Origin of the sequence: Pantoea sp. At-9b, from assembly GCF_000175935.2 — a bacterium.
GTDB lineage: Bacteria > Pseudomonadota > Gammaproteobacteria > Enterobacterales > Enterobacteriaceae > Pantoea.
This window is the reverse complement of record NC_014837.1, coordinates 16,500-37,921: the sequence shown is the minus strand read 5'-3', so window position 1 is coordinate 37,921 and position 21,422 is coordinate 16,500. Positions and strand designations below refer to the sequence as shown.

Genomic DNA, 21,422 nt, shown 5'->3' with positions numbered 1-21,422 from the left:
AAAACCCGTTCAGAAATGAGCGGGTTTTTTGTTTTTCAGATGGTGGCTCCCATCGACAAGCGATAGTGCAGATTGACCTGTTCGATGGTCGGCAGGTGGTTAATCTTTTTAATGACGATCTCGGTCGCCACCTTACCCATTTCGAAACGTGGCGTGATAACACTCGCCAGCCGGGGCGTGGTGACCTGACCAATTTCCAGCCCGTGAAAACCGGCTATCGCCATCGACTGCGGCACGGCAATGCCCGCCGCATGGCACTCCTGCAACACCCCTACCGCCAGATCATCATTGGTGCACAGAATCGCGTCCATATCCGGGTAGAGTTGGCGTGCCAGCGTCATCATGCCAGTGCCAATCGACACCGAGGAAACCTTGTTCGGTACGATGCGCCCTTCTGGCAATCCCGCCGCTGACACCGCATCACAGTACCCGGCATAGCGTTGTTCATCGCGGCGATCCGACATGGAGCCAAAGTAGATCACGCGCTTTTTGCCGCTCGCCAGTAGCATCGCCGTCATGTCGTACCCGGCACGATAGTTATCAAAGCCCACATTGATGCGATCGCGCGCCTCGGTCAGCCCCATGACTTCCGCCACCGGGATGCTGGCGGCTTTCAGGTATTTTTCGGCGCGTACCGTGTGCACCGATTCGGTGAGGATCAGCCCTTTAATATTCAGCGCCAGCACCGTGGCGATTTGTTCTTCTTCCCGCTGCGGGTTGTAGTCATAGTTGACCACCAGCGTTTGGTAGCCCTGCGCGCTGGTCACCGACTCGATACCCGCCAGCAGATCGGCAAAGATTTGATTATTAAAGGAGGGAATAAGCACACCAATGCGCGGTGGGCTGGAGCTGGTCTGGGCAAGGTTGTCAGGATCGGGCGTATAACCAATCTCGGCAATCACGCTGGCAATTTTGTCGGCCGTTTCCGTTTTTACTTTTTCCGGCGTGCGTAAATATCGGCTCACCGTCATCTTGGTGACCCCCGCCAGGGTGGCAATATCATCCAGGGTGATGCGCTGCGTTTTCATCGCGATGTCCGCAAAGACGGCCTTTCAATCAACGTATTATGCCTGCTGCCCGGAAAAAAATGAAACCAAGCCGTGCCAGGGTGATAACCCGTTATTTTCCTGTCATTTCAGAATGAAAATTCCAGAGAAAAGCAAGTTGTGCAATGCTCCGCTCTGGCAGCAATGACAAAAAACCTATCATTTCATCTGGATAAACTTTAACCCACTTAACCCAAACCGCAATTTTCGCAACATACCTCACACATTTTGGAAAAAATGATCCAAAAATATCCATTTAGAAAATATATTCCAATATGAGTACCCTGTGCGAATTAACGGAACATCGACAACCTACAACATTCCTCTTTCTGGACAAGCAACGTTCAGGCGGTAGAGACAAGGGGCTATAACAATGAATACCAGGCAAAAGCGCTACAACATGAAGTATGTCATTCTCTGTTGCACCGTCGCCGCATTTGGCGGGCTGCTGATGGGCTATGACTCTTCCATCATCTCCGGTGCTATCGAACCGTTAAGTGAATACTTCCAGCTGACTCCGGCAGAAACCGGCTGGGCCGTGTCTAACATTCTGCTCGGCAGTCTGGTCGGCTGCTTTATCGCGCCACGTTTGAGCGATGCGCTGGGGCGAAAAAAATCCCTCGCCATTACCGCGTTACTGTTTACCGTTTCGGTCATTGGTACCGCCATTGCGCATAACTTCACGGTGTTCGTCCTGTTCCGCATGATTGGTGGACTGGCGATTGGCCTCGCTTCCGTGATTTCCCCCATTTATCTGGCCGAGTTGTCGCCTTCAAAGTTTCGTGGCCGCACCACCGCACTGTACGCGGTATGTTGTGTCGGGGGACAATCGGTGGTGTTGCTGACCAACTACTTCATCACCAAATCGATGCTGCCGGAAGCGATGATCGCAATGGGATGGCGTTATATTCTGGCAACGGCGCTGGTGCCGTGTGCGCTGTTTATCTTCTTTATCGCTTTTATCCCGGAATCACCGCGCTGGAACGTGCTGAAAGGCAAATATGATGCGGCGCTGGATACGCTGACCAAAATCTCCAATCGCGAACACGCGGAGAGCGTCTTTAGTGAGATCAAACACTCGTTCTCTGATGAAACCGCGCGCCAGCATAAGGCACGCTTTCGTCTGGATAAAACCACCGTGCCTTTGCTGGTGATCGGCATCGGTCTGGCGGTCGGCAACCAAATCAGCGGCATCAACGTGATTCAGTATTTCGGGCCGACGCTGCTGAAGAATGTCTCCGGCAGTGTCGATTCGGCGCTGTTGCAAACCTTCTGGCTGTCGGTTTGCCAGTTTATCGGTGTGCTGGCCGGGATGACGCTGATCGATAAAGTGGGGCGTCGCAAACTGCTGCTGCTGGGTGCTATCACCTCTTGTATCTTCCTCGCCTACTCGTTCATCGCCTTCTACTATCACCTGCCCGGCCTGCTGCCGGTGATCGGCCTGTTCGCGTATATGATTTTCTTCGGCATGACCTGGGGACAGATTGTCTGGACGGTGCTGGGTGAAATCTTCCCGACGGAAATTCGTTCCATCTGCGTGGGGATCTCGATCTGCGCGATGTCGATGGCAAACTTTGTCATCAGTACCACCTTCCCGATCATGAACAGCAATCCACTGCTGATCGACATGTTCCACGGTGGCTTCCCGCTGCTGCTGTTCGCGATTTTCTCGCTCGGTATGTACTTCTTCACCTTCCGTTATTTACCGGAAACTGCCGGGGTATCGCTGGAGAAAATTCACGGTCTGGTACTGGAGAAGTTTAATGTTGAGGCAGATCTGCCAGCCAGCACCGGCAGTGCAAAAACCAGTGAATCACTGAATATTCCGCGTCACTAGCATCACCCCGGGTGCGCGTTGATGCGCACCCTTTTCATCCCATCCGCTGCTCATACTGTTCAATCACCGCCAGTGCTAAACCGTTGGCGGGATCGATGCGCTGCGGCAGAAAATGCAGCGCGGTATGCGCGAAGGTAAATTCCAGCGTGCTCGCTCCGGCGGCCTGCTGCACCGCCTGAATAAAGGTGGGAGAGGCATTCCACGCAGCATCAATCATAATGCTGGCCGGGTTAAGTAACAGCATTACCTGACTCAGTGCGCTCCCGAGCTGCGCGCCCGCTTCGCCCATCACCGCGTCGACAATTGCCGGTTCGCTGTCACGCTGCTGCCAGCGCAGACCCGGTTTACGTCGCGTCAGCTGTTGTTGAATGGCGGGCTGGCTGACCAGGGCTTCCAGGCACCCCAAACGTCCACAGCTACAGCGAGCGCCGTTGGGTTGAACCGTCAAATGCCCCACCTCACCCGCAGTCCAACTGCTGCCGGTAAACACTTCACCGTGCTGCACTAACGCACCGCCAATCCCTTCGGCAATGCGCAAATAGAAATGGCTTTGGCTTTTATCCAGCGCCAGTTGCTGCACCGACAGCAACGCCGCCGCTTTGACGTTATTCATGATACGTAATGGCAGATCAATCCCGCGTCGCAACGGCGTCAGCAAATCCACGTCCTGCCAGCCAAGATGGGAAGAGAAATGCATCCAGCCACGCAACGGATCGACGATGCCAGGAAAACCCATCGCAACACCAATCAGTTCAGGATGCGCTGCCCGCAAGGCCTGGCAGCACTCTACCAGCTCCTGGAGTAGCGCTGCTGGGTCGCTGGTGTCGGTGCGCCAGGTCTGCTCGGCAATCACCTGGGAGAAATAGTCGCAAACCCGCCAGTGTATGGCCTGACGTTCCACCATTATGCCTGCACTTTTGAGCTTTTCTGGACGTAACGCGATCTCAATTTTCGGTCGCCCGGCAGCCGCGACGCTCACCGGCCCCAGCTCATTGATCAATCCCTGCGCCAGTAAGTCATCCACAATCAGCGAAACGGTATTTTTGCTGAGGGTTAATGCCTGGGCTAAATCCTGGCGGGAGGTCACTCGGGTATGACGCAGCTGCGTCATCACCCGCTTCAGGTTATTCAGTCGTAATAACGCTGGCCCTTTGCCCATCGCTTTCATGACAACCTCAACCGGCAGAATGGAAGAGGTTCAGTGTAGCAGTGTCCGGGTGCGCTTTATCTCAGACTTTGTTGCCATTTTTGACGTGGCGCACCAGGTAAAATGAGGTTGGATAATTAATACTCATCGCCGCGCACGCGGCTGCGGTAACTTTCCCAGTCGAAGCGCACCCACAAGCTGTTGCCAAGGCGCATACGGTCCATCACGCGTTCTCCCAGCAGCGCATTCATGCCCGCCGGATCGAGGTTCGACAACATGCCCGTCGGGCGTTTGGAGGAGGAGCGGCGATCAACAATCTGATTGATGATCACTTTTTCATAGCGTGATTCGCTCTGCATGCCGATCTCATCGATCACCAGCAGATCAACGGTGCTGAGATCCTGCAACAGGCGTTCTTCGGTGATATCGCTCCCGCCGCTGAAGGTGCCTTTCATGCTCGACATCAAATCCGCCACCGTGACAATCAGCACGCTCTTGCCGCGAATAATCAGGTCATTGCCGATTGCCGCCGCCAGATGATTTTTACCGGTGCCGGGGCGACCGGAAAACACAAAGCTGGAGATACTGTTGTCAAAGCCTGCGGCGTATTCCCTCGCCAGGCTTAACGCCTTGCGTTGCCCTTCATTTTCCACCCGATAGTTGTCGAACGAGCAGTTCATATGCAGCTCACGGATGCCGGAACGACCCATAATACGCTGCATTTTCATCGCACGGTTTTCACGCACAATCGCCTCAGAACGCAGGCGGCCCTGCTCCTGGTTCCAGGCCAGCAACTCTTCACCACTGGTGAATTTTGGCTTTACATCTGCCGGCATCAGTTTTTTCAGACGGTTGAATAGATCGTTCGGCGTTTTCATCACTCACCTCGGAAACCATCGGGAATATCATAATCAGTATTGCTGATCTGCGTGATATCACGCTTCGGCTGCCCACCATTGGCTGCCCGGTTCATTTGCACGCTGCGCGCTAACTTCTGCTGCCACTGCACATGATGGAACAATCGCCCTTCCGCCTGCCAATAAGCGACAAAAGTCGCCAGCTCAGCCGGGGTTACCGGTTCGCTCAGCGCCACGCCCCAGATGGCCGCCTGGCGTTGAAAATCGGCATCCGGCTGCCAGCCCGCATACATGGCGAATTTCCCAACCGGAGCCGCTATCGGCGGAAGCGAAGTATCAAACAAGCTGTCATCCAGGGTGACATCGCTGGGTTGCTGCGCGGCGGCTTCCAGCGCCAGCAATTGTGCCAACCGCTGTGGCGTCAGCGCATAAAACGCCGGTGCATTATGATGCAACACCGCCAGCGTGCCATTTTCTGCCTGTTGCAGCACCGTGAGCGGGTCCTGGCAAAAGCCATCCAACCCGACCAGCGTAGAAGTTAAGATTTTGACTGACATGAAGAAACCTGACGTTGACAAGCCCAGTGCGCCGAACGGGGTATCCCGCCCGACGCTAAGGTTGCAGTGTACCTGTTTTAGCGCGCAGGATCGCCAAAAAGGTTAGCGGGTCACGATCTGTGGCTGGATGTGTTCCGCGCGGGCGGCCGCTGGGACACTGACGGGTTGCGGGCGGGTTTGCCACAAATACCGCACCGAGGCGATCAGACAGAGGCTGTAACCCAAAAGCTCACTGCCCTCTTCAGCCATGTTTTTCACCACCCGGTTGTAGCCATCCAACATCAGATGCTGCCACAGCTGGTGCATCCCAAACAGACGTGAGAACACCAGCACAATCAGCAGGCCACTGGCCATCATCTGCCAGCTACGATGCTGAACCAGCGCCACCAGCCCCGGCAGAATGGCTTTAGGATGGCGTAACGCCAGCGCCAGTGAAGCCGCTGCCATCGCCAGCGCAAACCACACCCAGCATCCCAGCTCGATCATATCGAACAGGAAATCCAGTTCACGGATAAGCATGCAGGTGAAGAAGCCACCGACCAGGATCAGAGCCGGGCGTTGGCGTGAAGCATAGAAAAACAGACCCGCAATCACCGCCAGCATGGCTTCCTGTGTCAGTTCGGTGAAAGACGTTTCATGTAGTGCATCATTCATCCAGTTGACGTCGATGTAGACCATCGCCAGCGCCAAAACCAGAACCGCTCCACTGATGATAAATGCCGTAAGCTCACGGCCAAGAATAATTAAATTTTCGCGCATTTTATTACCATGATAATGATTAGCGCGCTTATTATATTTTTCTCACTGCATCCAGCTTCTCATTTTATGCCGATTAAAAACTGGCGCTGACGCCCAGGCTATAAATGAACTGCTCACCGCTGCTCATGGCTCCGGTTTGCGAAAATGAGGCAAACGCCGACAAATGTTGCCCCAGTGGCATATTGGCACCGACGCTCACATCCATCCAATTGTTCTCTCGTGTGATTCCGTCATCACTGCGCGGAGTAAAGCTCATCTCCCCCAATTGGTGGCTGTAACTTATCTGTGCGTAGGGCGCTATCCAGCCAAGACTGGAATCAACGCGCCACCCCAGCGATGCGATGTGATCATCTTTGCTGCGATCGACCAGTTCACACTGCGGGCAACTCAAGGGCGATGGATCGACCGCGTATTGCGCCACCGGCCCGGTGGTCATCGTCTCATTAACCGGCAATTGCCAGCCTGCTGACAATCGGTTCGTAAAGGGGCTGGCACCGACGCTGGCCGCTTCGGTGTGGATGTTGACCATCGCCTCGCCCGGCGGGTTCAGCGCGGCATCCATCAGATTATTCGCGCTATTTTCTGTCAACATTAGGTGATTTTGGGAAATTTTTTCGGCAAGTATGGCGTTGTAATCCGGCGAAGCCACCGGTTGGCCCTGGCTGGTCTCATCCCAGGCCAATACCGGGCAGGACACGGCAAATAGCCATGCACTACCCATCACCAGCGCAAGATTGTGCTGGCCTGACCGCTGACTTTTCTGCAACATGAAAGACTCCTGACGAGCCAGATAGGAACCGGGCGTTTAGGTATTGGATACAACAGTTATCGGCGCCCATTGCTTAACTATTAACCGATTATTGAATACGTCAAGGGAAACGAAGTATTTTCCTCATTAAAGGAGTGATGCAATGCAACGTTGTGGCTGGGTAACACAGGATCCGCTCTATCTGACGTACCACGACACCGAGTGGGGAGTGCCGCAAACTGATAAGCGTGCCTTATTTGAAATGCTGTGCCTTGAAGGGCAGCAGGCCGGATTATCATGGATTACGGTGTTAAAAAAACGCGCAAACTATCAACGTGCATTTCATCAGTTTGAGCCGTCAATCGTCGCGCAGATGGATGAGCAGGATCTCGATCGCCTGATGCAGGATAGCGGGTTAATTCGCCACCGCGCCAAACTGGCAGCGATTATGACTAATGCGCGCGCTTATCAGGCAATGGAAGCCAATGGAGAGGACTTTTCTCGCTTTATTTGGGAATTTGTCCACCACACGCCAATTTTACACAACTATGCGGATTACAAGCTGGCCCCGACCACCTCTGAACCGGCTATCGCGCTGTCAAAAGCGCTCAAAAAGCGTGGCTTTAAATTCATCGGCCCAACCATTTGCCACTCTTTTATGCAAGCCTGTGGCCTGATTAACGATCACCAAACCGATTGTTTCTGCCATCCCGCTCACCAGTAAGGCAATTCTTTACAATTTAAGACTTATTCTCACGTTTTTTCCCACGATTTGACGGCATAATCAGCACCGTTTTGGGGTTTTTCCCCCACTTACATCTAAGGGACTTTTAATGAATAAGCACACTGTTGCACTTGCCTTGTTACTGAGCGGCAGCCTGGCATTGGCTGGCTGTACCACTAACCCCTATACCGGCGAATCACAGGCCGGCAAATCCGGCATTGGCGCGGGTCTTGGCGCGGTGCTCGGCGCTGGGGTGGGGATGATGTCGTCATCGAAAAAAGATCGCGGTAAAGGCGCACTGATTGGTGCAGCGTCAGGCGCTGCGCTGGGCGGTGGTATTGGTTATTACATGGATGTGCAGGAAGCGAAACTGCGCGACAAAATGCGCGGTACCGGCGTCAGTGTGACGCGCCAGGGCGACAACATCGTGCTGAATATGCCGAATAACGTGACCTTCGATTCCAGCAGCAGCAACCTGAAACCGGCAGGGGCCAACACACTGACCGGCGTAGCAATGGTGCTAAAAGAGTATCCGAAAACTGCGGTCAACGTGACCGGCTATACCGACAGCACCGGCACGCGCGCGCTGAATATGCGCCTGTCGCAGCAACGTGCTGAGAGCGTGGCCAGCGCGCTGATTGTGCAGGGCGTTGAAGCCAACCGTCTGCGCACCCAGGGTCTGGGGCCGGATAATCCGGTTGCCAGCAACAGCACCGAGGCCGGTAAAGCACAGAACCGCCGCGTTGAAATCACCCTCACCCCGCTGGGATAATAATCAATGGGCCTGCATTGCCAGGCCCATGCTGCCTGTTTTTACGCCACTTTTGGCGCTTGCTGCTACCCAATGCTGTCAAATATGATCAAGCCATAGAGCCGCCGATTTCTTTATGTTAGCTTGATCAAAAATTGATCAGTGGAAGCCCATCATGTCGCTGAAAGCCATCGCCTCCGTCCTCGGACTTTCTGTTACGACCGTGAGTCGTGCCCTGAATGGCTATGATGATGTGGCTGAAGTCACTCGGAAACGTATCGAAGAAGAAGCCAGCCGACGTGGTTATCGCCCCAATGCTGCCGCCCGCCGTCTGAAAACCGGCCGCGCCAACACCGTGGGGTTGGTATTTCCTGACAGTTCCCTGCCCCTGAGTGACAGCCATTTTATTGAAATGCTGCAAACACTCGACCAACGCCTTGCGCGCGATGAAATCGACCTGCTGATGCTGGCTGACAAACCGCAGGACCAGCAGCGCACCCTGCGTATGCTGCGCAGCGGTGCCATCGATGCGTTGATTGTCACCCATGCCATGCCACAGGACATTCGCCTGCAACGCCTGCAACAAAAGGGGTTCCGCTTTCTGTCACTGGGCCGCAGCCAACTGCCACAACCCTACGCCTGGTTTGATTACGATAACCATGCCGGGGTGAAGCTGGCGACCGATCACTGCCTGGCGACCGGGCTGACCCAACTGGCGTGGCTTGGCGGCAATGAACCCAGCAGTTTTGTCCGCGATCGTCGCCGGGGATTTCTTGACGCCATCACCCAGCATCAGCCGCTGCCGGTTCCGCTGATGGCTGCCGTTCCCCCCTCGCGCCGCGCGGGTTATCAGCAAACGCTGGCCTGGCTGGCAGAGGGGCATGTGCCGCAGGCAATCATCACCGATTGCAGTCCGCTGGGAGAAGGGGCCGCTATTGCACTGCAACAGGCCGGACGGCTCAGTGGCCCGCAGGCCATTTCGTTGTTTGTCTACGACGGGCTGCCGCAAGATTCCATCATCGACCACCCGGTCAACGCCATCCTGCAATGTTCGCAGCAACATGTGGGTGAAAAACTGGCGGAAATGGTACTGCAATTGCTGGATGGCACACCGCTTAATCAGCTACAAACCCTGTGGCAACCGCGTCTGCACCTCACTTCTGACTAGCAGATTCTTGCAGCACGGTGTTCCTGTGGTAGTCTTCGCCTGTTTCTTTTGATTCAGGTACATGCAATGAAGACCAGGCCGCCCCGCGCGACTATCAGCGATGTTGCCCGCACGGCAAAAACCGGTAAAACCAGCGTTTCCCGTTATCTGAATGGCGAACAAAATTTGCTGTCGCCCGATCTCAAAGCCCGTATTGAACGCGCGATAGCCGAGCTCGACTATCGCCCGAGCCAGATGGCACGCGGGCTGAAACGCGGTCGTACCCGTCTGATTGGCCTGATCATTGCCGACATCACCAATCCCTACTCCGTTGATGTGCTGAGCGGTATCGAAGCCGCCTGCCGCGCCCATGGCTTCACCCTGCTGATGTGTAACACCAACAACGAAGTAGACCTGGAGCAACATTACCTGCAATTGCTCAGCAGTTATCAGGTTGAAGGCATTGTGGTGAATGCCGTTGGTATGCACGAAGACATCCTCAAGCGCCTGCAACAGTCGATGCTGCCGATGGTGCTGATTGACCGCAAAATTCCTGATTTCGCCTGCGATGTGGTAGGCCTGAATAACCCGGAAGCGGCACAGCTGGCAACCCAACATCTGCTGGATAATGGTTACGAGGCGCTGCTGTTCCTCAGCGAACCACTGGGTAGCGTCAATACCCGGCGCGAGCGTCTGGCATCGTTCTTCAGCACCGTGGCAAGCCAGCCCGCAGTGCAGGCAGAAAACACCGAAGTGGCCCTGCATCAACCCGCACAGATGGATGCGGCGCTGCGCGATTTCCACCAGCGCCATGCCGGAAAGCGCTGTGCGGTCATGGCGGCTAACGGCGCGTTGACCTTGCAAGTGGCGCGTGCGCTGCAACGTCTTAACCTGAGCTGGGGCGAATCCATCGGCCTGCTCGGCTTCGATGAGCTGGAGTGGGCTGCACTGGCGGGTGTGGGCATCACCACCCTTAAACAACCTACCTGGCAAATTGGTTATGCCGCGCTGGAGAAGGTCATTGCGCGTATCGAAGGCGATGACCACCCGATCTCTGAACAGGTCTTTTCCGGCGAACTGATCGTGCGTGGCTCCAGCCAACCGTTGAACTGATTAATCCCCAGTCCCATGGCTCACTTCGTGAGCAGGATCATACTTCCGACGTCTGCATCTTTTCTTTGGAACCGGTTCCATCTAACGTTTTTATAACGTTTGGAAGGCCGTGGGTGCCCGGAGAGATGAGATGAAACCAGAAATCATTGTTGTGACCGCTGCTTACGGCAGCAGCAAAGTGGCAGAACTCGGTGGTCAGTCAGCGCTGCTTCCATTGATTAAACAGGCAGGAGCGGATGGCGTGGAAATTCGCCGCGAGCTTTTTAGCGCTGACGATTTTCAACAGCTTTCCGCGCTGGGCGAAGCCCTGACCCATCAGGGATTGAGCGCCTGCTATTCGGTACCGGAAACCCTGTATCTGGCTGACGGCGCGCTGAACCCCCATCTGACGCAGTTCCTGAGCGAAGCACAACAACTTGGCGCGCGACGACTGAAGCTGTCGCTTGGCCACTTTACCGATCTGCATACCAACACCTTAGTCGCCGTGCTGGCCACATCCCCGGTCAAACTGGTGGTCGAGAACGACCAAACCACCGACTGCAAACTGGCCCCGATGCAGCGTTTTTTCCATCAGGCGCACGATGCGGCGCTGCCGCTGGAGATGACGTTTGATATGGCGAACTGGCGCTGGACCGCTGAAGACGCGATGCAGGCAGCAGAACGCTTAAGTCACTACGTCGGTTACGTCCACGTCAAAACCGCAGTGCCACATGGTGACAGCTTCCGCGCTGTCGCGCTGGATGATAGCCCGGAGGACTGGCGCACTCTGCTAAATGCACTGCCTGGTGATGTGCCACGCGGCATTGAATTTCCACTGGAAGGTGAAGATCTGCTGGCAGTAACCCGCCATTACGTTGACCTGCTGCGCGCCCAATAAGGAGCTGCTGATGACCACCCAACTTGATGTCGTCACCATTGGCGAAGCGATGGCGATGTTTATCGCTCAGCAGAGCGGCGACCTGGCCGCCGCTGACAACTTTATCAAACGTATTGCCGGTGCCGAGCTGAACGTGGCAATTGGTCTGGCCCGCCTCGGCTTACAGGTGGGCTGGGTCAGCCGCGTCGGCGATGACAGCTTTGGCCGTTTTACCCTGCAACAGCTGGCAAAAGAGGGCGTGGATCACCGCTGCGTCACCATCGATGCCCGCTATCGCACCGGTTTTCAGCTCAAATCGCGCGTTGATGATGGTTCCGATCCCGAAGTGGAGTATTTCCGCCGTGGCTCCGCCGCCAGCCATTTGTCACCGGATGATTTCAACGCCGATTACTTTGGCAACGCCCGCCATCTGCACCTGAGCGGCGTAGCGGCAGCGATTTCCGACAGTTCGCTGGCGCTGAGTAAACATGCCGCCAAAGAGATGCGCGCACGCGGCAAAACCATCTCGTTCGATCCTAATCTGCGCCCGGTGCTGTGGCGCAGCGAAGAGGAGATGCGCAAGCAACTCAACCTGTTGGCGGAATATGCCGACTGGGTGCTGCCGGGCGAGAAAGAGGGGCGGATTCTGACCGGCTACCACCAGCCGGAAGCCATCGCTGATTTCTACCTCGATAAAGGGGTCAGAGCGGTAGTGATCAAAACTGGCAGCGACGGTGCCTGGTTCAAAACCGCCGAAGGCGACAAAGGCCTGGTCGCCCCGATTCGCGTCGAGAACGTGGTCGATACCGTCGGTGCCGGTGACGGTTTTGCCGTCGGCCTGATCAGCGCACTGCTGGAAGGAAAAACTCTGCCGCAGGCGATGCTGCGCGGCAACAAAATTGGTTCGCTGGCCATTCAGGTGGCGGGCGACAGCGAAGGGCTGCCAACGCGCGCCACGCTTGGCGATTACTAATTCCGTCACGGTAACCTCCCTCTCCCTTATGGGAGAGGGCCGGGGTGAGGGTCATCAACCGCAGAGGAGCACGCGATAAATCGCGCCGCTACACTTGAGGATAATCCTATGAAAACGCAGACAATCGCACCAAGACGCTGGTGGTTTATCATGCCCATCGTGTTTATCACCTACAGTCTGGCGTATCTGGACCGGGCGAACTTTAGCTTCGCCTCCGCCGCAGGGATTAACGACGATCTGGGCATCACCAAGGGCATGTCATCGCTACTCGGTGCCCTGTTCTTCCTCGGCTACTTCTTCTTCCAGATCCCCGGCGCGGTGTATGCCGAACGCCGGAGCGTGAAGAAACTGATTTTTTGCTGCCTGGTGCTGTGGGGGTTATGTGCCTCGCTGACCGGGGTGGTCAGCAACATCCCGATGCTGGCCGCCATCCGTTTTGTGCTCGGCGTGGTGGAAGCGGCGGTGATGCCGGCGATGCTGATCTACATCAGCAACTGGTTCACCAAAGCGGAACGTTCGCGCGCCAACACCTTCCTGATCCTCGGTAACCCGGTGACGGTGCTGTGGATGTCAGTGGTATCCGGCTATCTGATTGATTCCTTTGGCTGGCGCGAGATGTTTATCATCGAAGGGATCCCGGCGGTGATTTGGGCCGTTGCCTGGTGGTTTTTGGTGCAGGACAAACCGTCTCAAGTGAAGTGGATGAGCGATGCCGAGAAAGCGGCGTTGCAGGCACAATTGCAGAAAGAACAACAAGGAATCAAAGCGGTACGTAACTACGGTGAAGCCTTCCGTAACCGCAACGTGGTGCTGCTGTGCCTGCAATATTTTGCCTGGAGCATCGGCGTCTATGGTTTCGTGCTGTGGCTACCTTCAATCCTGCGTAACGGCACGCAGATGGGGATGGTGGAAGCAGGCTGGCTGTCCGCCGTGCCGTATCTTGTCGCCACCATTGCAATGATCGTCGTCTCCTGGGCATCGGATAAGATGCAGAACCGCAAACTGTTTGTCTGGCCGCTGCTGCTGATTGGTGCGCTGGCGTTCCTCGGCTCCTACCTCGTCGGTTCCAGCCATTTCTGGCTGTCTTATGCGTTGCTGGTGATTGCCGGTGGTGCGATGTACGCCCCGTATGGCCCCTTCTTCGCCATTATCCCGGAAATGCTGCCGCGTAATGTCGCCGGTGGCGCGATGGCACTGATTAATAGCATGGGCGCACTGGGTTCCTTCGTCGGATCATGGATAGTAGGCTATCTTAATGGCGCAACCGGCAGTCCGGCAGCGTCTTACATTTTTATGGGCGCAGCATTGCTGGCATCGGTGTGGCTGACGTTGATCGTCAAACCCGCCGAAAATAAAACGTCGCCGCTGCACGGGGCAAAACACGCCTGAAAGCGTAAGCGAAAATGACTTTTCCGGGCGACGCTGTCGCCCGTCACTCGTTCTACAGGGAGCAAAAGATGAAACCTGCTGTGATTCTTTACAAGAGCCTGCCGGATGACCTGCGTGCCAAACTGGACGCGCATTTCACCGTGACCGAAGTCAGCGATATTTCGCCAGAAAGCGTCAAACAGCATGCGGCTCAGTTTCAACAGGCGCAGGGTCTGCTGGGTTCTGGCGGTAAAGTGAATGGTGATTTGCTGGCACAAATGCCAGCGCTGCGTGCCTGTTCTACCGTCTCGGTTGGCTACGATAATTTTGATGTCGCGGCACTCAGCCAACGCGGTGTGGTGCTGATGCACACGCCAACGGTGCTGACCGAAACCGTGGCCGATACCCTGATGGCGCTGGTGCTGAGCAGCGCGCGCCGCGTCACCGAGCTGGACGCCTGGGTGAAAGCCGGCGAGTGGAAAAGCAGCATCGGCCCGCAACATTACGGGGTGGACGTTCACCACAAAACCCTTGGCATTCTTGGCATGGGCCGCATCGGTATGGCTGCGGCGCAACGCGCGCATTTCGGCTTTGGTATGAAGATCCTCTATAACGCGCGCCGCCAGCATAGCGAAGCAGAAACGCGTTTCGGCGCACGCGCCTGTGATTTAGAGACCTTGCTGAAAGAGAGCGATTTTGTCTGCGTTATCCTGCCGATGACCGAACAGACGCACCATATGATTGGCGCGGCGCAGTTAAAACTGATGAAACCGAGTGCCATTTTGATCAACGTTGGCCGTGGCCCAGTGGTGGATGAGCAGGCGCTGATCAGCGCGTTGCAGGACGGCACCATCCACGCCGCCGGTCTGGACGTGTTTGAGCAGGAGCCGGTGCCTGCCGATTCTGCGCTGCTGAAGTTGCCGAATGTGGTGACGCTGCCGCATATCGGTTCCGCCACCCATGAAACCCGCTACGGCATGATGAGCGATGCCGTGGACAACCTGATCGCGGCATTAACCGGCAAAATCGAGAAGAATTGTGTCAATCCCGAGATTGTGAAATAAGGCTTTGCACCTTTTCCCCGCCTGACCATTGCGCCTGCCAGTTGCGGGCGCTATGGTTGTCCCCAATCTGCCATCACAAAGTTTTAACCTGCTATGTCTTTTTCACAGTTCGGCGACAAATTTACGCAACATTCCGGTATCTCACGTCTGATGGAAGATATGGGTGAAGGGTTGCGTACCCCCGGCACCATCATGCTCGGCGGCGGTAATCCGGCGCAAATCCCGGAAATGAATGACTATTTCCACCAGCTTTTGCAGCAGATGCATCAGGAAGGCAAACTGAGCGAAGCGCTGTGCAACTACGACGGCCCACGCGGCAAAGCGCTGCTGCTCGACGCGCTGGCAACCATGCTGCGCGAGGAGTTTGGCTGGCCGCTCACCGCGCAGAACATCGCGCTGACCAACGGCAGCCAGAGCGCGTTTTTCTATCTGTTTAACCTGTTCGCCGGACACCGCGCCGACGGCAGCAAAAAGCGCGTGCTGTTCCCGCTGGCACCGGAATATCTCGGTTATGCAGATGCCGGGCTGGAAGAGGGGCTATTTGTTTCCGCCAAGCCGAACATCGAATTGCTGCCGGAAGGCCAGTTCAAATACCACGTCGATTTTGACCACCTGCCGCTGAATGACGATATCGGCCTGATTTGCGTTTCGCGTCCGACCAATCCCACCGGTAACGTCATCACGGACGACGAGTTGTTGCAGCTGGATGCGCTGGCGCAGCAACATGAAGTCCCATTGCTGATCGATAACGCCTACGGTGTGCCCTTCCCCGGTATTATCTTTAGCGAAGCGCGCCCGCTGTGGAATCCCAACATTATCCTGTGCATGAGCCTGTCGAAACTCGGCCTGCCGGGCGCACGTTGTGGCATTATCGTCGCCGATGAGCACACGATCAGTGCCATTGGCAACATGAACGGCATCATCAGCCTTGCGCCTGGCAGCATTGGCCCGGCGATGGCCAACGAGATGATTGTGCGCGGCGATTTACTGCGTCTGTCAGAACAGGTGATCAAGCCGTTTTATCAGCATAAAGTCAGTGAAACCATTGCCATCCTGCGCCGCTATTTACCGGAAGATCGTTGCTTAATCCACAAACCGGAAGGCGCGATTTTCCTCTGGTTATGGTTCCGCGATCTGCCGATCAGTACCGAAGCGCTGTATCAACGGCTGAAGGCGCGTGGCGTGCTGATGGTGCCCGGCCACTTCTTCTTCCCGGGTCTGGAGCAAGAATGGCCGCACACCCATCAATGTATGCGCATGAACTATGTCCCGGATGCGGACAGCATTGAGCGTGCGGTACAGATTCTGGCGGAAGAGATCGAAGACGCCTGGCGCGCCTAATCCTGCTTCGCTTCCACTAACGACAGCTGGCACCACTGTGCCAGCTGGCGAATCGCCTGCTCCACTTCCTCATTCCAGCCAAACCCGGCGTTCAGTCGGAAGCAGTGATCGTAGCGGTGATCGGTGGCAAAAATATGCCCCGGCGCAATACCAATTCCGGCATTACGCGCCTTGAGAAACAACGCACGCACGTTCAACGCCTGCATCGGCATCTCCACCCACAGCACGTAGCCGCCTTCGGGGTCTGACACCCGCGTGCCCGCCGGGAAATAGCGCAGCACGGCCTGGCGCATATGATGAATCTGATTCGCCAGTTCGCGGCGCAGTTTTCGCAAATGGGCATCGTAGCCGCCATTGCGCAGCAGCTCGGCAATGGCCGCCTGTGACAGCACCGAGGTGCCCATGGTTGAGGTGTATTTTAACGAGGCGATTTTGCGCATGTAATTGACACTGTGTACCCAGCCAATACGGATGCCAGGTGCCACCGTTTTCGAGAAGCCGCTGCACAGAATCACGTTCGGGCTGAAGGCGCGCATCGGGAACGGGCGGCGTTCGCCAAACGCGGTATCACCGAAGATATCATCCTCAATAATCACCACATCGTTTTCGTCAGCCTGACGTGCGATGTAAGCCTTCTGTTCGTTGGGAATGCTTTTACCCAGCGGATTATTGATGTTGTTGAGGCTGAGATACGCCTGCACCACTTTGCGCTGGAACAACCGGGTCAGTTTTTCCACGTTGACGTACCCTTCCGGCCCGGCCTCCACTTCAACCACCCGCAGATTAAGGTTATGCAGCATCTGCAACAGCACGAAATAGCAGGGCGATTCCACCGCCACGATATCGCCGGGGCGAGTGGTGGCACGTAGCGACAGCGAGATCGCTTCAATGCAGCCGTTGGTGATCAGGATGTCGTCCGCATTGATATTGCAGCCATAATCCACAGCCCGTCGGGCAATTTCCGCCTTCAGCGGCGCGTAGCCGGTGCCCTTGACGGTGTTGCCGAGCAGCGCCGGTTTGCTGTAGCCCATCTGGCGCATCAGCAGACCAATTTTCTTTACCGGATACAGCGAGATATCACCATTTGCCAGGTCCAGCCTGACCCGACAATCCGAGCCGACCATCGCCAGATGCAGTTCGGTCTGCTCATCCAGCGGGGCGATTTCACGCGGCTGCTCGTGGCTGACCATGGGCAATTTCTTGTCTGCCTTACGCGGGGCCACAAAAAAGCCGGACTTAGGACGCGCCACCGCATAGTGTTCATCCTCAAGCGTGCGTAATGTTTTTAGCGCGGTGGTCATGCTGACGTGATACTGCGTAGCCAGCGTGCGCACGGAAGGTAAGCGACTGTCTGGCGGCAGCGATCCGCTGTGAATCGCCTGTTTGATCTGTTCTGCTATTTGACGGTAACGACTGCTCTGACTCTCCTGTTCTTCCGTCTCACCCGCCATCTGTTCCACCCCATATCGTGCTGATCTGTGCGTATCCATCAGATTACATTCAAAGTAGTTTAGGCTGCATCTGTTAAATCAAGAACTCTGCGTATCGGTGGCTGGCACACAGCCGCGCAGCACAAGACTGAGACATTCATTCCCAAGCACCTTCGTGGCCCGTTACCCGCAATATTGCCGTGTTGATGGCAATAGCGATTTTATTAGCCAAAGGAAAAAGTGAAAAATGAATAATCTGTCCACCATGATGAGAGAAATTGAAGGATATCTATCCCCCGCCATTCTCGCATCTGCCCAGGCTTGTTCCCGTCGTTTGCTCGCCGCCTTACCCGATACGCATCATCCCGAAAATAACCGTGTGCTGCTCGCCTATGGCGGCGGCAAAGACAGCAGCTATATGGTGGCGTATGTTCGCTACATTCAGGGGCTGATCTGGCAACAACGCGGCACGACCTTCCAGCTTCGTATCAGCACCAACCGCCATGCGGCAATGAACGACAGCGTGATGGAGAATATTGATCGCGTCTATCGCGCGCTGCATATCCACCATGATGACTTTACCGAATGTCTGGTGACCGACGGATTACAGATTCGCCCTTTTTCCCGTCATTTACCCATGCCGGAAGCGGTACGCCAACAGAACCGCAGCGATGTGCTGATGAACGGCCACCGCTTCCGCGCCGATGCACGTTCTACCTTCTGCAACGCCTGCAACCTCAGCATGGTGAACTCCTTTGGCCTCGCGGCGCATTTCGATGGCGGGGTGGATATGATCATCACCGGCGATTCGCCACAGGAACAAACCGCTTACCTCGCCTGGGCGCGTCATCTCTCCCGGCTGTTTCATGCGCCGGTGGCGGATAAATCACGCGGCTTCAGCGGTTTTCTGCAAACCCTGGATGGTGTGGCGGAACGTTACTTTAGCGATGTCTACGGAGCTGATCAGGTTACCCCCGCGCACCGCATTACCTGGCAGCTGGCCCGCGATCCGCTGTTCTTCAATATCTATCAGGACACGGCTTACGAAGCGGGCGCACACTGGACGTTGCTCACCGAATTTATGCAGTTCCGCTTCGATGAACTGATGTTCAGCTTCTCGGAATCAGACTGCGGCAATCCAACCTTAATGGCACATATTCGCGGCCTGCGTGCGGAAACGCTGTTGCAGCGTAGCTACGCCGAAGGGGTACGCGAATATGCGCGCTTTGCGCTGGGCTTGATGCAGCAAAAGGATTTCCCACCGCAGCTGATCAGCGAAATGGCGGCGCGTTATCAGGACGATGCGGCCATTATGCGGGCGCGCCAGCGGGCGGCGCAGTTTGCCGAGCAGGCATTTGGTCTCGATGAAACCCAACTGGTATGCATGATCTATTCGCCGTTTATCGCCGGTGGCCGACAGCTGAAAACCTGGCTGCAACAGCTGCCGTCCGCGCCGGAAGAACGTGCGGTGCGCGCCTTACTGGAAGGCAGCAGCGACGATCTGCTGCTGGCACAACAACTGGAACAACTCTCCGGCCTGACTATCGCGCAGATGCGTCATTGCTGGCGTAGCGCACAGGTGAGTTCGTTGCTGGATAACCAGCAGCAGGATGCCCTGTCACGCGTACTGCGCTTCGACCCGCACAAAGCGGTGATCCAGGTTAACAATGGTGTCCTGCAGGACATCGTCACAGAAGTGATTTCCGGGCGTTGACCCGGTAAGGCTAAGCGATGAGAAAAATTTTCCTGCAGATTGGTGCCACCCGCGACGGACAAAACCCGTACTGCGCGGTGGCAAAGCGCGAAGGTTATTTCACCGTCCTGGCGGAGATGGGTGACTTTGTCGATTACCAGTCGCTCAACATGACCCTGCCATTCGACCTGATTGTGCGGCTGGATCGACCGGAAAACCCCTGGGATGTGTTGCAGGCATGCCTGCATGCCGGGTTACTGGAACATCCGCAGGTGGTGCTGGCAGGCTTTGAAGCCTACAACTTAGCGGCCTGTCGGGTACGTGAGATGCTGGCGGGTCCGGATGCCGGTCCCTGCTTTATCGCACCGGACAAATACGCGCAACGCATGGCGCTACGTAAAGCCTGGCCACGCTTCCCACAGCCAGAGTTTCGTTTTTTTGCCTCTCCGCTCAGCATCCGTGACGCACGTGACGCGTTGCTCTATCCCTGCGTGATCAAGCCAGTCGATGGTGGCGGCGGCCTCGGTATCTGGCTGGTCGAAGAGGCCGGTCAACTGGATGCGGTGATCAACAAGCTGGTCGACACCATGAACTATGGTGGGCGCGGCTTTTCAGGGTTTATCGTCGAAAGCTGGCTGTGCGGCGACGAATATTCGCTCCAGGGCGTGGTGGATAACGGTCATGCGGTTGCACTGACCTGTTGCCAGAAGGTGATTGAGCATCACAGCGATGCCGAGGGCAGCATCAGCTTTTACGAGTCCGGTCATGTCGCCATGGCCGCGCAGCAACTGCCTGCCGCCTTTGCCAGCCTGATGAGTTTCTGCTGTGAAACCTTTGGCTACCGCCAGGGCGCGTTTCATATCGATTTCATCGTGGTCAACGGCGAACCGCATTTTCTTGAAATGGGTTTCCGCCTGTCAGGCATGGGAGTAGTGAACCTGGTCGAGGAAGTGACCGGCATCAATTGGGCAGAAGTGGCGTTCCAGATCGAAGCTGGACAAGGTCTGCCCGAACTGCACTTCAGCCAACAGACACCGGCGGTGGGGCGTCTGCGTCTGCGCAAACCGCTGCAATATCAGCAGGCTGAGAGTTGGATCGCGCAGCAACAACGTGGTCAGTTGCTGCCACCACTGAATCTGCCTGCGCTACAGGTGTCGCCGCGCTCCTCGCTGTATGCCGATTTAACCCGCCATGCTGGCATCCTCGCCACCTTTCGCCTGGCAGGTAACAGCCGTGACGACATTCTGGCGACCTTCCACCAGATCCTTGAGGTTCCATCCTTTGCCACGCGAGGGGATTTACTATGTGCAGAATGATTCTGGCGCACGGTCAATTTGATGCCGCAACGGTGCTGGAAGCGGCACGCGCCATGAGCTGCGGGGAAACCGCCACCCATGATGGCCCCATCAAACAGCATCCAAACGGTTGGGGGGTTTTATGGCTGGAGCAAGGGAAAATCCATACGCTACACGGCACTGGCCCCTTTGCCGATGCGCTACCGGCTATTGATGTCGATCGCCTGCGTGGCCGTTTTCTCGCGGTGCATGTGCGTCATGCCACCTTGAGCAAAAACCATGGGATCGAATTCTCGCATCCACTGTGGCGAACCAGTGGTCAGACGCACTGGTACATGATGCACAACGGCTTTTTACCCACCGTTTACCAGCAGCTCGGCATGGCCGAGTCGCGCTTTGACTCGGCGGAATACCTTGAATACATCGTCGAGCGGGCGACGCCCGCTGATTTCACGCGGGATTATCTGCGCAACAAGATGGCACAGGTTGCACCCGGCGGTAGCGCGGCCAATGCGATTTTTGTTACCCGCGAAAAAGCCTGGGCGTGGCAATGGCATCCTGACGATACCCCTTATCCCGATTACTTCACCCTGCACCACTGTCAGCATAACAACAGCACTTTTATCTCTTCTGAACCCATTGCAGCACTGGGCACGGCGTCAGACTGGCGTCGTATGAGCAACCATGAACTTCATGAAATTCCTTTGTCGGAGTGA

The 21,422-nt window shown here is 56.0% G+C and carries 20 protein-coding genes; 13 read left to right on the top strand and 7 right to left on the bottom strand.

What is annotated here, in order from left to right; translation table 11 throughout:
- Nucleotides 1–35 precede the first annotated feature (35 nt).
- Nucleotides 36–1,028: a LacI family DNA-binding transcriptional regulator gene (locus PAT9B_RS00180; protein ID WP_013507234.1), complete on the bottom strand. Its 993-nt coding sequence runs from the start codon at nucleotides 1,026–1,028 to the stop codon at nucleotides 36–38.
- 391 nt (nucleotides 1,029–1,419) lie between these two features.
- Here PAT9B_RS00180 and PAT9B_RS00175 point away from each other — a divergent pair, with 391 nt between their 5' ends.
- The gene (locus tag PAT9B_RS00175; protein ID WP_013507233.1) at nucleotides 1,420–2,883 is read left to right on the top strand and encodes a sugar porter family MFS transporter; all 1,464 of its coding nucleotides are present in this window, start codon (nucleotides 1,420–1,422) and stop codon (nucleotides 2,881–2,883) included.
- Between the two features lie 34 nt (nucleotides 2,884–2,917).
- Here PAT9B_RS00175 and PAT9B_RS00170 read toward each other — a convergent pair whose 3' ends face one another.
- The 5 genes from PAT9B_RS00170 to PAT9B_RS00150 all read right to left on the bottom strand — a co-directional run bounded on the left by PAT9B_RS00170 (nucleotide 2,918) and on the right by PAT9B_RS00150 (nucleotide 6,972).
- Nucleotides 2,918–4,051, bottom strand: a complete 1,134-nt coding sequence (locus PAT9B_RS00170) for an ROK family protein (protein WP_013507232.1) — start codon at nucleotides 4,049–4,051, stop codon at nucleotides 2,918–2,920.
- 116 nt (nucleotides 4,052–4,167) lie between these two features.
- Entirely contained in the window at nucleotides 4,168–4,908 is a 741-nt protein-coding gene (dnaC, locus tag PAT9B_RS00165) for a DNA replication protein DnaC (protein WP_013507231.1), read from the bottom strand.
- Nucleotides 4,908–5,444 carry a primosomal protein DnaT gene (dnaT, locus tag PAT9B_RS00160; protein ID WP_013507230.1) on the bottom strand — a complete coding sequence of 179 codons (537 nt, stop codon included), beginning with the start codon at nucleotides 5,442–5,444 and terminating at the stop codon, nucleotides 4,908–4,910. The genes dnaC and dnaT overlap by 1 nt, the downstream gene beginning before the upstream one ends.
- Before the next feature lie 102 nt (nucleotides 5,445–5,546).
- Nucleotides 5,547–6,203 carry a hypothetical protein gene (locus tag PAT9B_RS00155; protein WP_013507229.1) on the bottom strand — a complete coding sequence of 219 codons (657 nt, stop codon included), beginning with the start codon at nucleotides 6,201–6,203 and terminating at the stop codon, nucleotides 5,547–5,549.
- Nucleotides 6,204–6,276: 73 nt separating this feature from the next.
- On the bottom strand, nucleotides 6,277–6,972 hold the full coding sequence (locus PAT9B_RS00150) for an autotransporter (RefSeq protein ID WP_013507228.1): 696 nt from the start codon (nucleotides 6,970–6,972) through the stop codon (nucleotides 6,277–6,279).
- 142 nt (nucleotides 6,973–7,114) lie between these two features.
- Between PAT9B_RS00150 and PAT9B_RS00145 the strand changes: the two genes are divergently transcribed.
- From PAT9B_RS00145 to PAT9B_RS00105, 9 genes are all read left to right on the top strand, one after another.
- Nucleotides 7,115–7,675 (top strand): DNA-3-methyladenine glycosylase I, encoded by a 561-nt coding sequence (locus tag PAT9B_RS00145; protein ID WP_013507227.1) that lies wholly within the window; start codon nucleotides 7,115–7,117, stop codon nucleotides 7,673–7,675.
- A 109-nt stretch (nucleotides 7,676–7,784) separates the two neighbouring features.
- On the top strand, nucleotides 7,785–8,447 hold the full coding sequence (locus PAT9B_RS00140) for an OmpA family lipoprotein (protein ID WP_013507226.1): 663 nt from the start codon (nucleotides 7,785–7,787) through the stop codon (nucleotides 8,445–8,447).
- Nucleotides 8,448–8,601: 154 nt separating this feature from the next.
- Nucleotides 8,602–9,594, top strand: coding sequence for a LacI family DNA-binding transcriptional regulator (locus PAT9B_RS00135; protein WP_013507225.1), 993 nt, complete (start codon nucleotides 8,602–8,604; stop codon nucleotides 9,592–9,594).
- A gap of 66 nt (nucleotides 9,595–9,660) precedes the next feature.
- A complete protein-coding gene (locus PAT9B_RS00130; protein ID WP_013507224.1) occupies nucleotides 9,661–10,686 on the top strand; it encodes a LacI family DNA-binding transcriptional regulator in 1,026 nt (341 codons plus the stop codon).
- A 130-nt stretch (nucleotides 10,687–10,816) separates the two neighbouring features.
- Nucleotides 10,817–11,563, top strand: coding sequence for a sugar phosphate isomerase/epimerase (locus PAT9B_RS00125; protein WP_013507223.1), 747 nt, complete (start codon nucleotides 10,817–10,819; stop codon nucleotides 11,561–11,563).
- A gap of 10 nt (nucleotides 11,564–11,573) precedes the next feature.
- A complete protein-coding gene (locus tag PAT9B_RS00120; RefSeq protein ID WP_013507222.1) occupies nucleotides 11,574–12,515 on the top strand; it encodes a sugar kinase in 942 nt (313 codons plus the stop codon).
- A 108-nt stretch (nucleotides 12,516–12,623) separates the two neighbouring features.
- Entirely contained in the window at nucleotides 12,624–13,904 is a 1,281-nt protein-coding gene (locus PAT9B_RS00115; RefSeq protein ID WP_013507221.1) for an MFS transporter, read from the top strand.
- Nucleotides 13,905–13,972: 68 nt separating this feature from the next.
- The gene (gene ghrB / locus PAT9B_RS00110; protein WP_013507220.1) at nucleotides 13,973–14,947 is read left to right on the top strand and encodes a glyoxylate/hydroxypyruvate reductase GhrB; all 975 of its coding nucleotides are present in this window, start codon (nucleotides 13,973–13,975) and stop codon (nucleotides 14,945–14,947) included.
- Between the two features lie 93 nt (nucleotides 14,948–15,040).
- Nucleotides 15,041–16,288, top strand: a complete 1,248-nt coding sequence (locus tag PAT9B_RS00105) for a valine--pyruvate transaminase (RefSeq protein WP_013507219.1) — start codon at nucleotides 15,041–15,043, stop codon at nucleotides 16,286–16,288.
- On the opposite strand, the gene PAT9B_RS00100 is transcribed toward PAT9B_RS00105, so the two are convergent.
- Nucleotides 16,285–17,739 (bottom strand): PLP-dependent aminotransferase family protein, encoded by a 1,455-nt coding sequence (locus PAT9B_RS00100; RefSeq protein ID WP_013507218.1) that lies wholly within the window; start codon nucleotides 17,737–17,739, stop codon nucleotides 16,285–16,287. The genes PAT9B_RS00105 and PAT9B_RS00100 overlap by 4 nt on opposite strands.
- A gap of 226 nt (nucleotides 17,740–17,965) precedes the next feature.
- Between PAT9B_RS00100 and PAT9B_RS00095 the strand changes: the two genes are divergently transcribed.
- The 3 genes from PAT9B_RS00095 to PAT9B_RS00085 are packed head-to-tail and all read left to right on the top strand — an operon-like array spanning nucleotide 17,966 to nucleotide 21,422.
- Nucleotides 17,966–19,432 (top strand): hypothetical protein, encoded by a 1,467-nt coding sequence (locus PAT9B_RS00095; RefSeq protein ID WP_013507217.1) that lies wholly within the window; start codon nucleotides 17,966–17,968, stop codon nucleotides 19,430–19,432.
- A gap of 17 nt (nucleotides 19,433–19,449) precedes the next feature.
- Nucleotides 19,450–20,727 (top strand): acetyl-CoA carboxylase biotin carboxylase subunit family protein, encoded by a 1,278-nt coding sequence (locus tag PAT9B_RS00090; protein ID WP_013507216.1) that lies wholly within the window; start codon nucleotides 19,450–19,452, stop codon nucleotides 20,725–20,727.
- Complete coding sequence (locus tag PAT9B_RS00085) at nucleotides 20,715–21,422, top strand: class II glutamine amidotransferase (RefSeq protein WP_013507215.1); 708 nt, start codon at nucleotides 20,715–20,717, stop codon at nucleotides 21,420–21,422. The genes PAT9B_RS00090 and PAT9B_RS00085 overlap by 13 nt, the downstream gene beginning before the upstream one ends.

What these genes read in the sequence shown, in the direction of transcription:
- PAT9B_RS00180 (WP_013507234.1), bottom strand. Translation starts at nt 1,028, where the DNA reads ATGAAAACGCAGCGCATCACCCTGGATGATATTGCCACCCTGGCGGGG.
- PAT9B_RS00175 (WP_013507233.1), top strand. Translation starts at nt 1,420, where the DNA reads ATGAATACCAGGCAAAAGCGCTACAACATGAAGTATGTCATTCTCTGT.
- PAT9B_RS00170 (WP_013507232.1), bottom strand. Translation starts at nt 4,051, where the DNA reads ATGAAAGCGATGGGCAAAGGGCCAGCGTTATTACGACTGAATAACCTG.
- dnaC (WP_013507231.1), bottom strand. Translation starts at nt 4,908, where the DNA reads ATGAAAACGCCGAACGATCTATTCAACCGTCTGAAAAAACTGATGCCG.
- dnaT (WP_013507230.1), bottom strand. Translation starts at nt 5,444, where the DNA reads ATGTCAGTCAAAATCTTAACTTCTACGCTGGTCGGGTTGGATGGCTTT.
- PAT9B_RS00155 (WP_013507229.1), bottom strand. Translation starts at nt 6,203, where the DNA reads ATGCGCGAAAATTTAATTATTCTTGGCCGTGAGCTTACGGCATTTATC.
- PAT9B_RS00150 (WP_013507228.1), bottom strand. Translation starts at nt 6,972, where the DNA reads ATGTTGCAGAAAAGTCAGCGGTCAGGCCAGCACAATCTTGCGCTGGTG.
- PAT9B_RS00145 (WP_013507227.1), top strand. Translation starts at nt 7,115, where the DNA reads ATGCAACGTTGTGGCTGGGTAACACAGGATCCGCTCTATCTGACGTAC.
- PAT9B_RS00140 (WP_013507226.1), top strand. Translation starts at nt 7,785, where the DNA reads ATGAATAAGCACACTGTTGCACTTGCCTTGTTACTGAGCGGCAGCCTG.
- PAT9B_RS00135 (WP_013507225.1), top strand. Translation starts at nt 8,602, where the DNA reads ATGTCGCTGAAAGCCATCGCCTCCGTCCTCGGACTTTCTGTTACGACC.
- PAT9B_RS00130 (WP_013507224.1), top strand. Translation starts at nt 9,661, where the DNA reads ATGAAGACCAGGCCGCCCCGCGCGACTATCAGCGATGTTGCCCGCACG.
- PAT9B_RS00125 (WP_013507223.1), top strand. Translation starts at nt 10,817, where the DNA reads ATGAAACCAGAAATCATTGTTGTGACCGCTGCTTACGGCAGCAGCAAA.
- PAT9B_RS00120 (WP_013507222.1), top strand. Translation starts at nt 11,574, where the DNA reads ATGACCACCCAACTTGATGTCGTCACCATTGGCGAAGCGATGGCGATG.
- PAT9B_RS00115 (WP_013507221.1), top strand. Translation starts at nt 12,624, where the DNA reads ATGAAAACGCAGACAATCGCACCAAGACGCTGGTGGTTTATCATGCCC.
- ghrB (WP_013507220.1), top strand. Translation starts at nt 13,973, where the DNA reads ATGAAACCTGCTGTGATTCTTTACAAGAGCCTGCCGGATGACCTGCGT.
- PAT9B_RS00105 (WP_013507219.1), top strand. Translation starts at nt 15,041, where the DNA reads ATGTCTTTTTCACAGTTCGGCGACAAATTTACGCAACATTCCGGTATC.
- PAT9B_RS00100 (WP_013507218.1), bottom strand. Translation starts at nt 17,739, where the DNA reads ATGGCGGGTGAGACGGAAGAACAGGAGAGTCAGAGCAGTCGTTACCGT.
- PAT9B_RS00095 (WP_013507217.1), top strand. Translation starts at nt 17,966, where the DNA reads ATGAATAATCTGTCCACCATGATGAGAGAAATTGAAGGATATCTATCC.
- PAT9B_RS00090 (WP_013507216.1), top strand. Translation starts at nt 19,450, where the DNA reads ATGAGAAAAATTTTCCTGCAGATTGGTGCCACCCGCGACGGACAAAAC.
- PAT9B_RS00085 (WP_013507215.1), top strand. Translation starts at nt 20,715, where the DNA reads ATGTGCAGAATGATTCTGGCGCACGGTCAATTTGATGCCGCAACGGTG.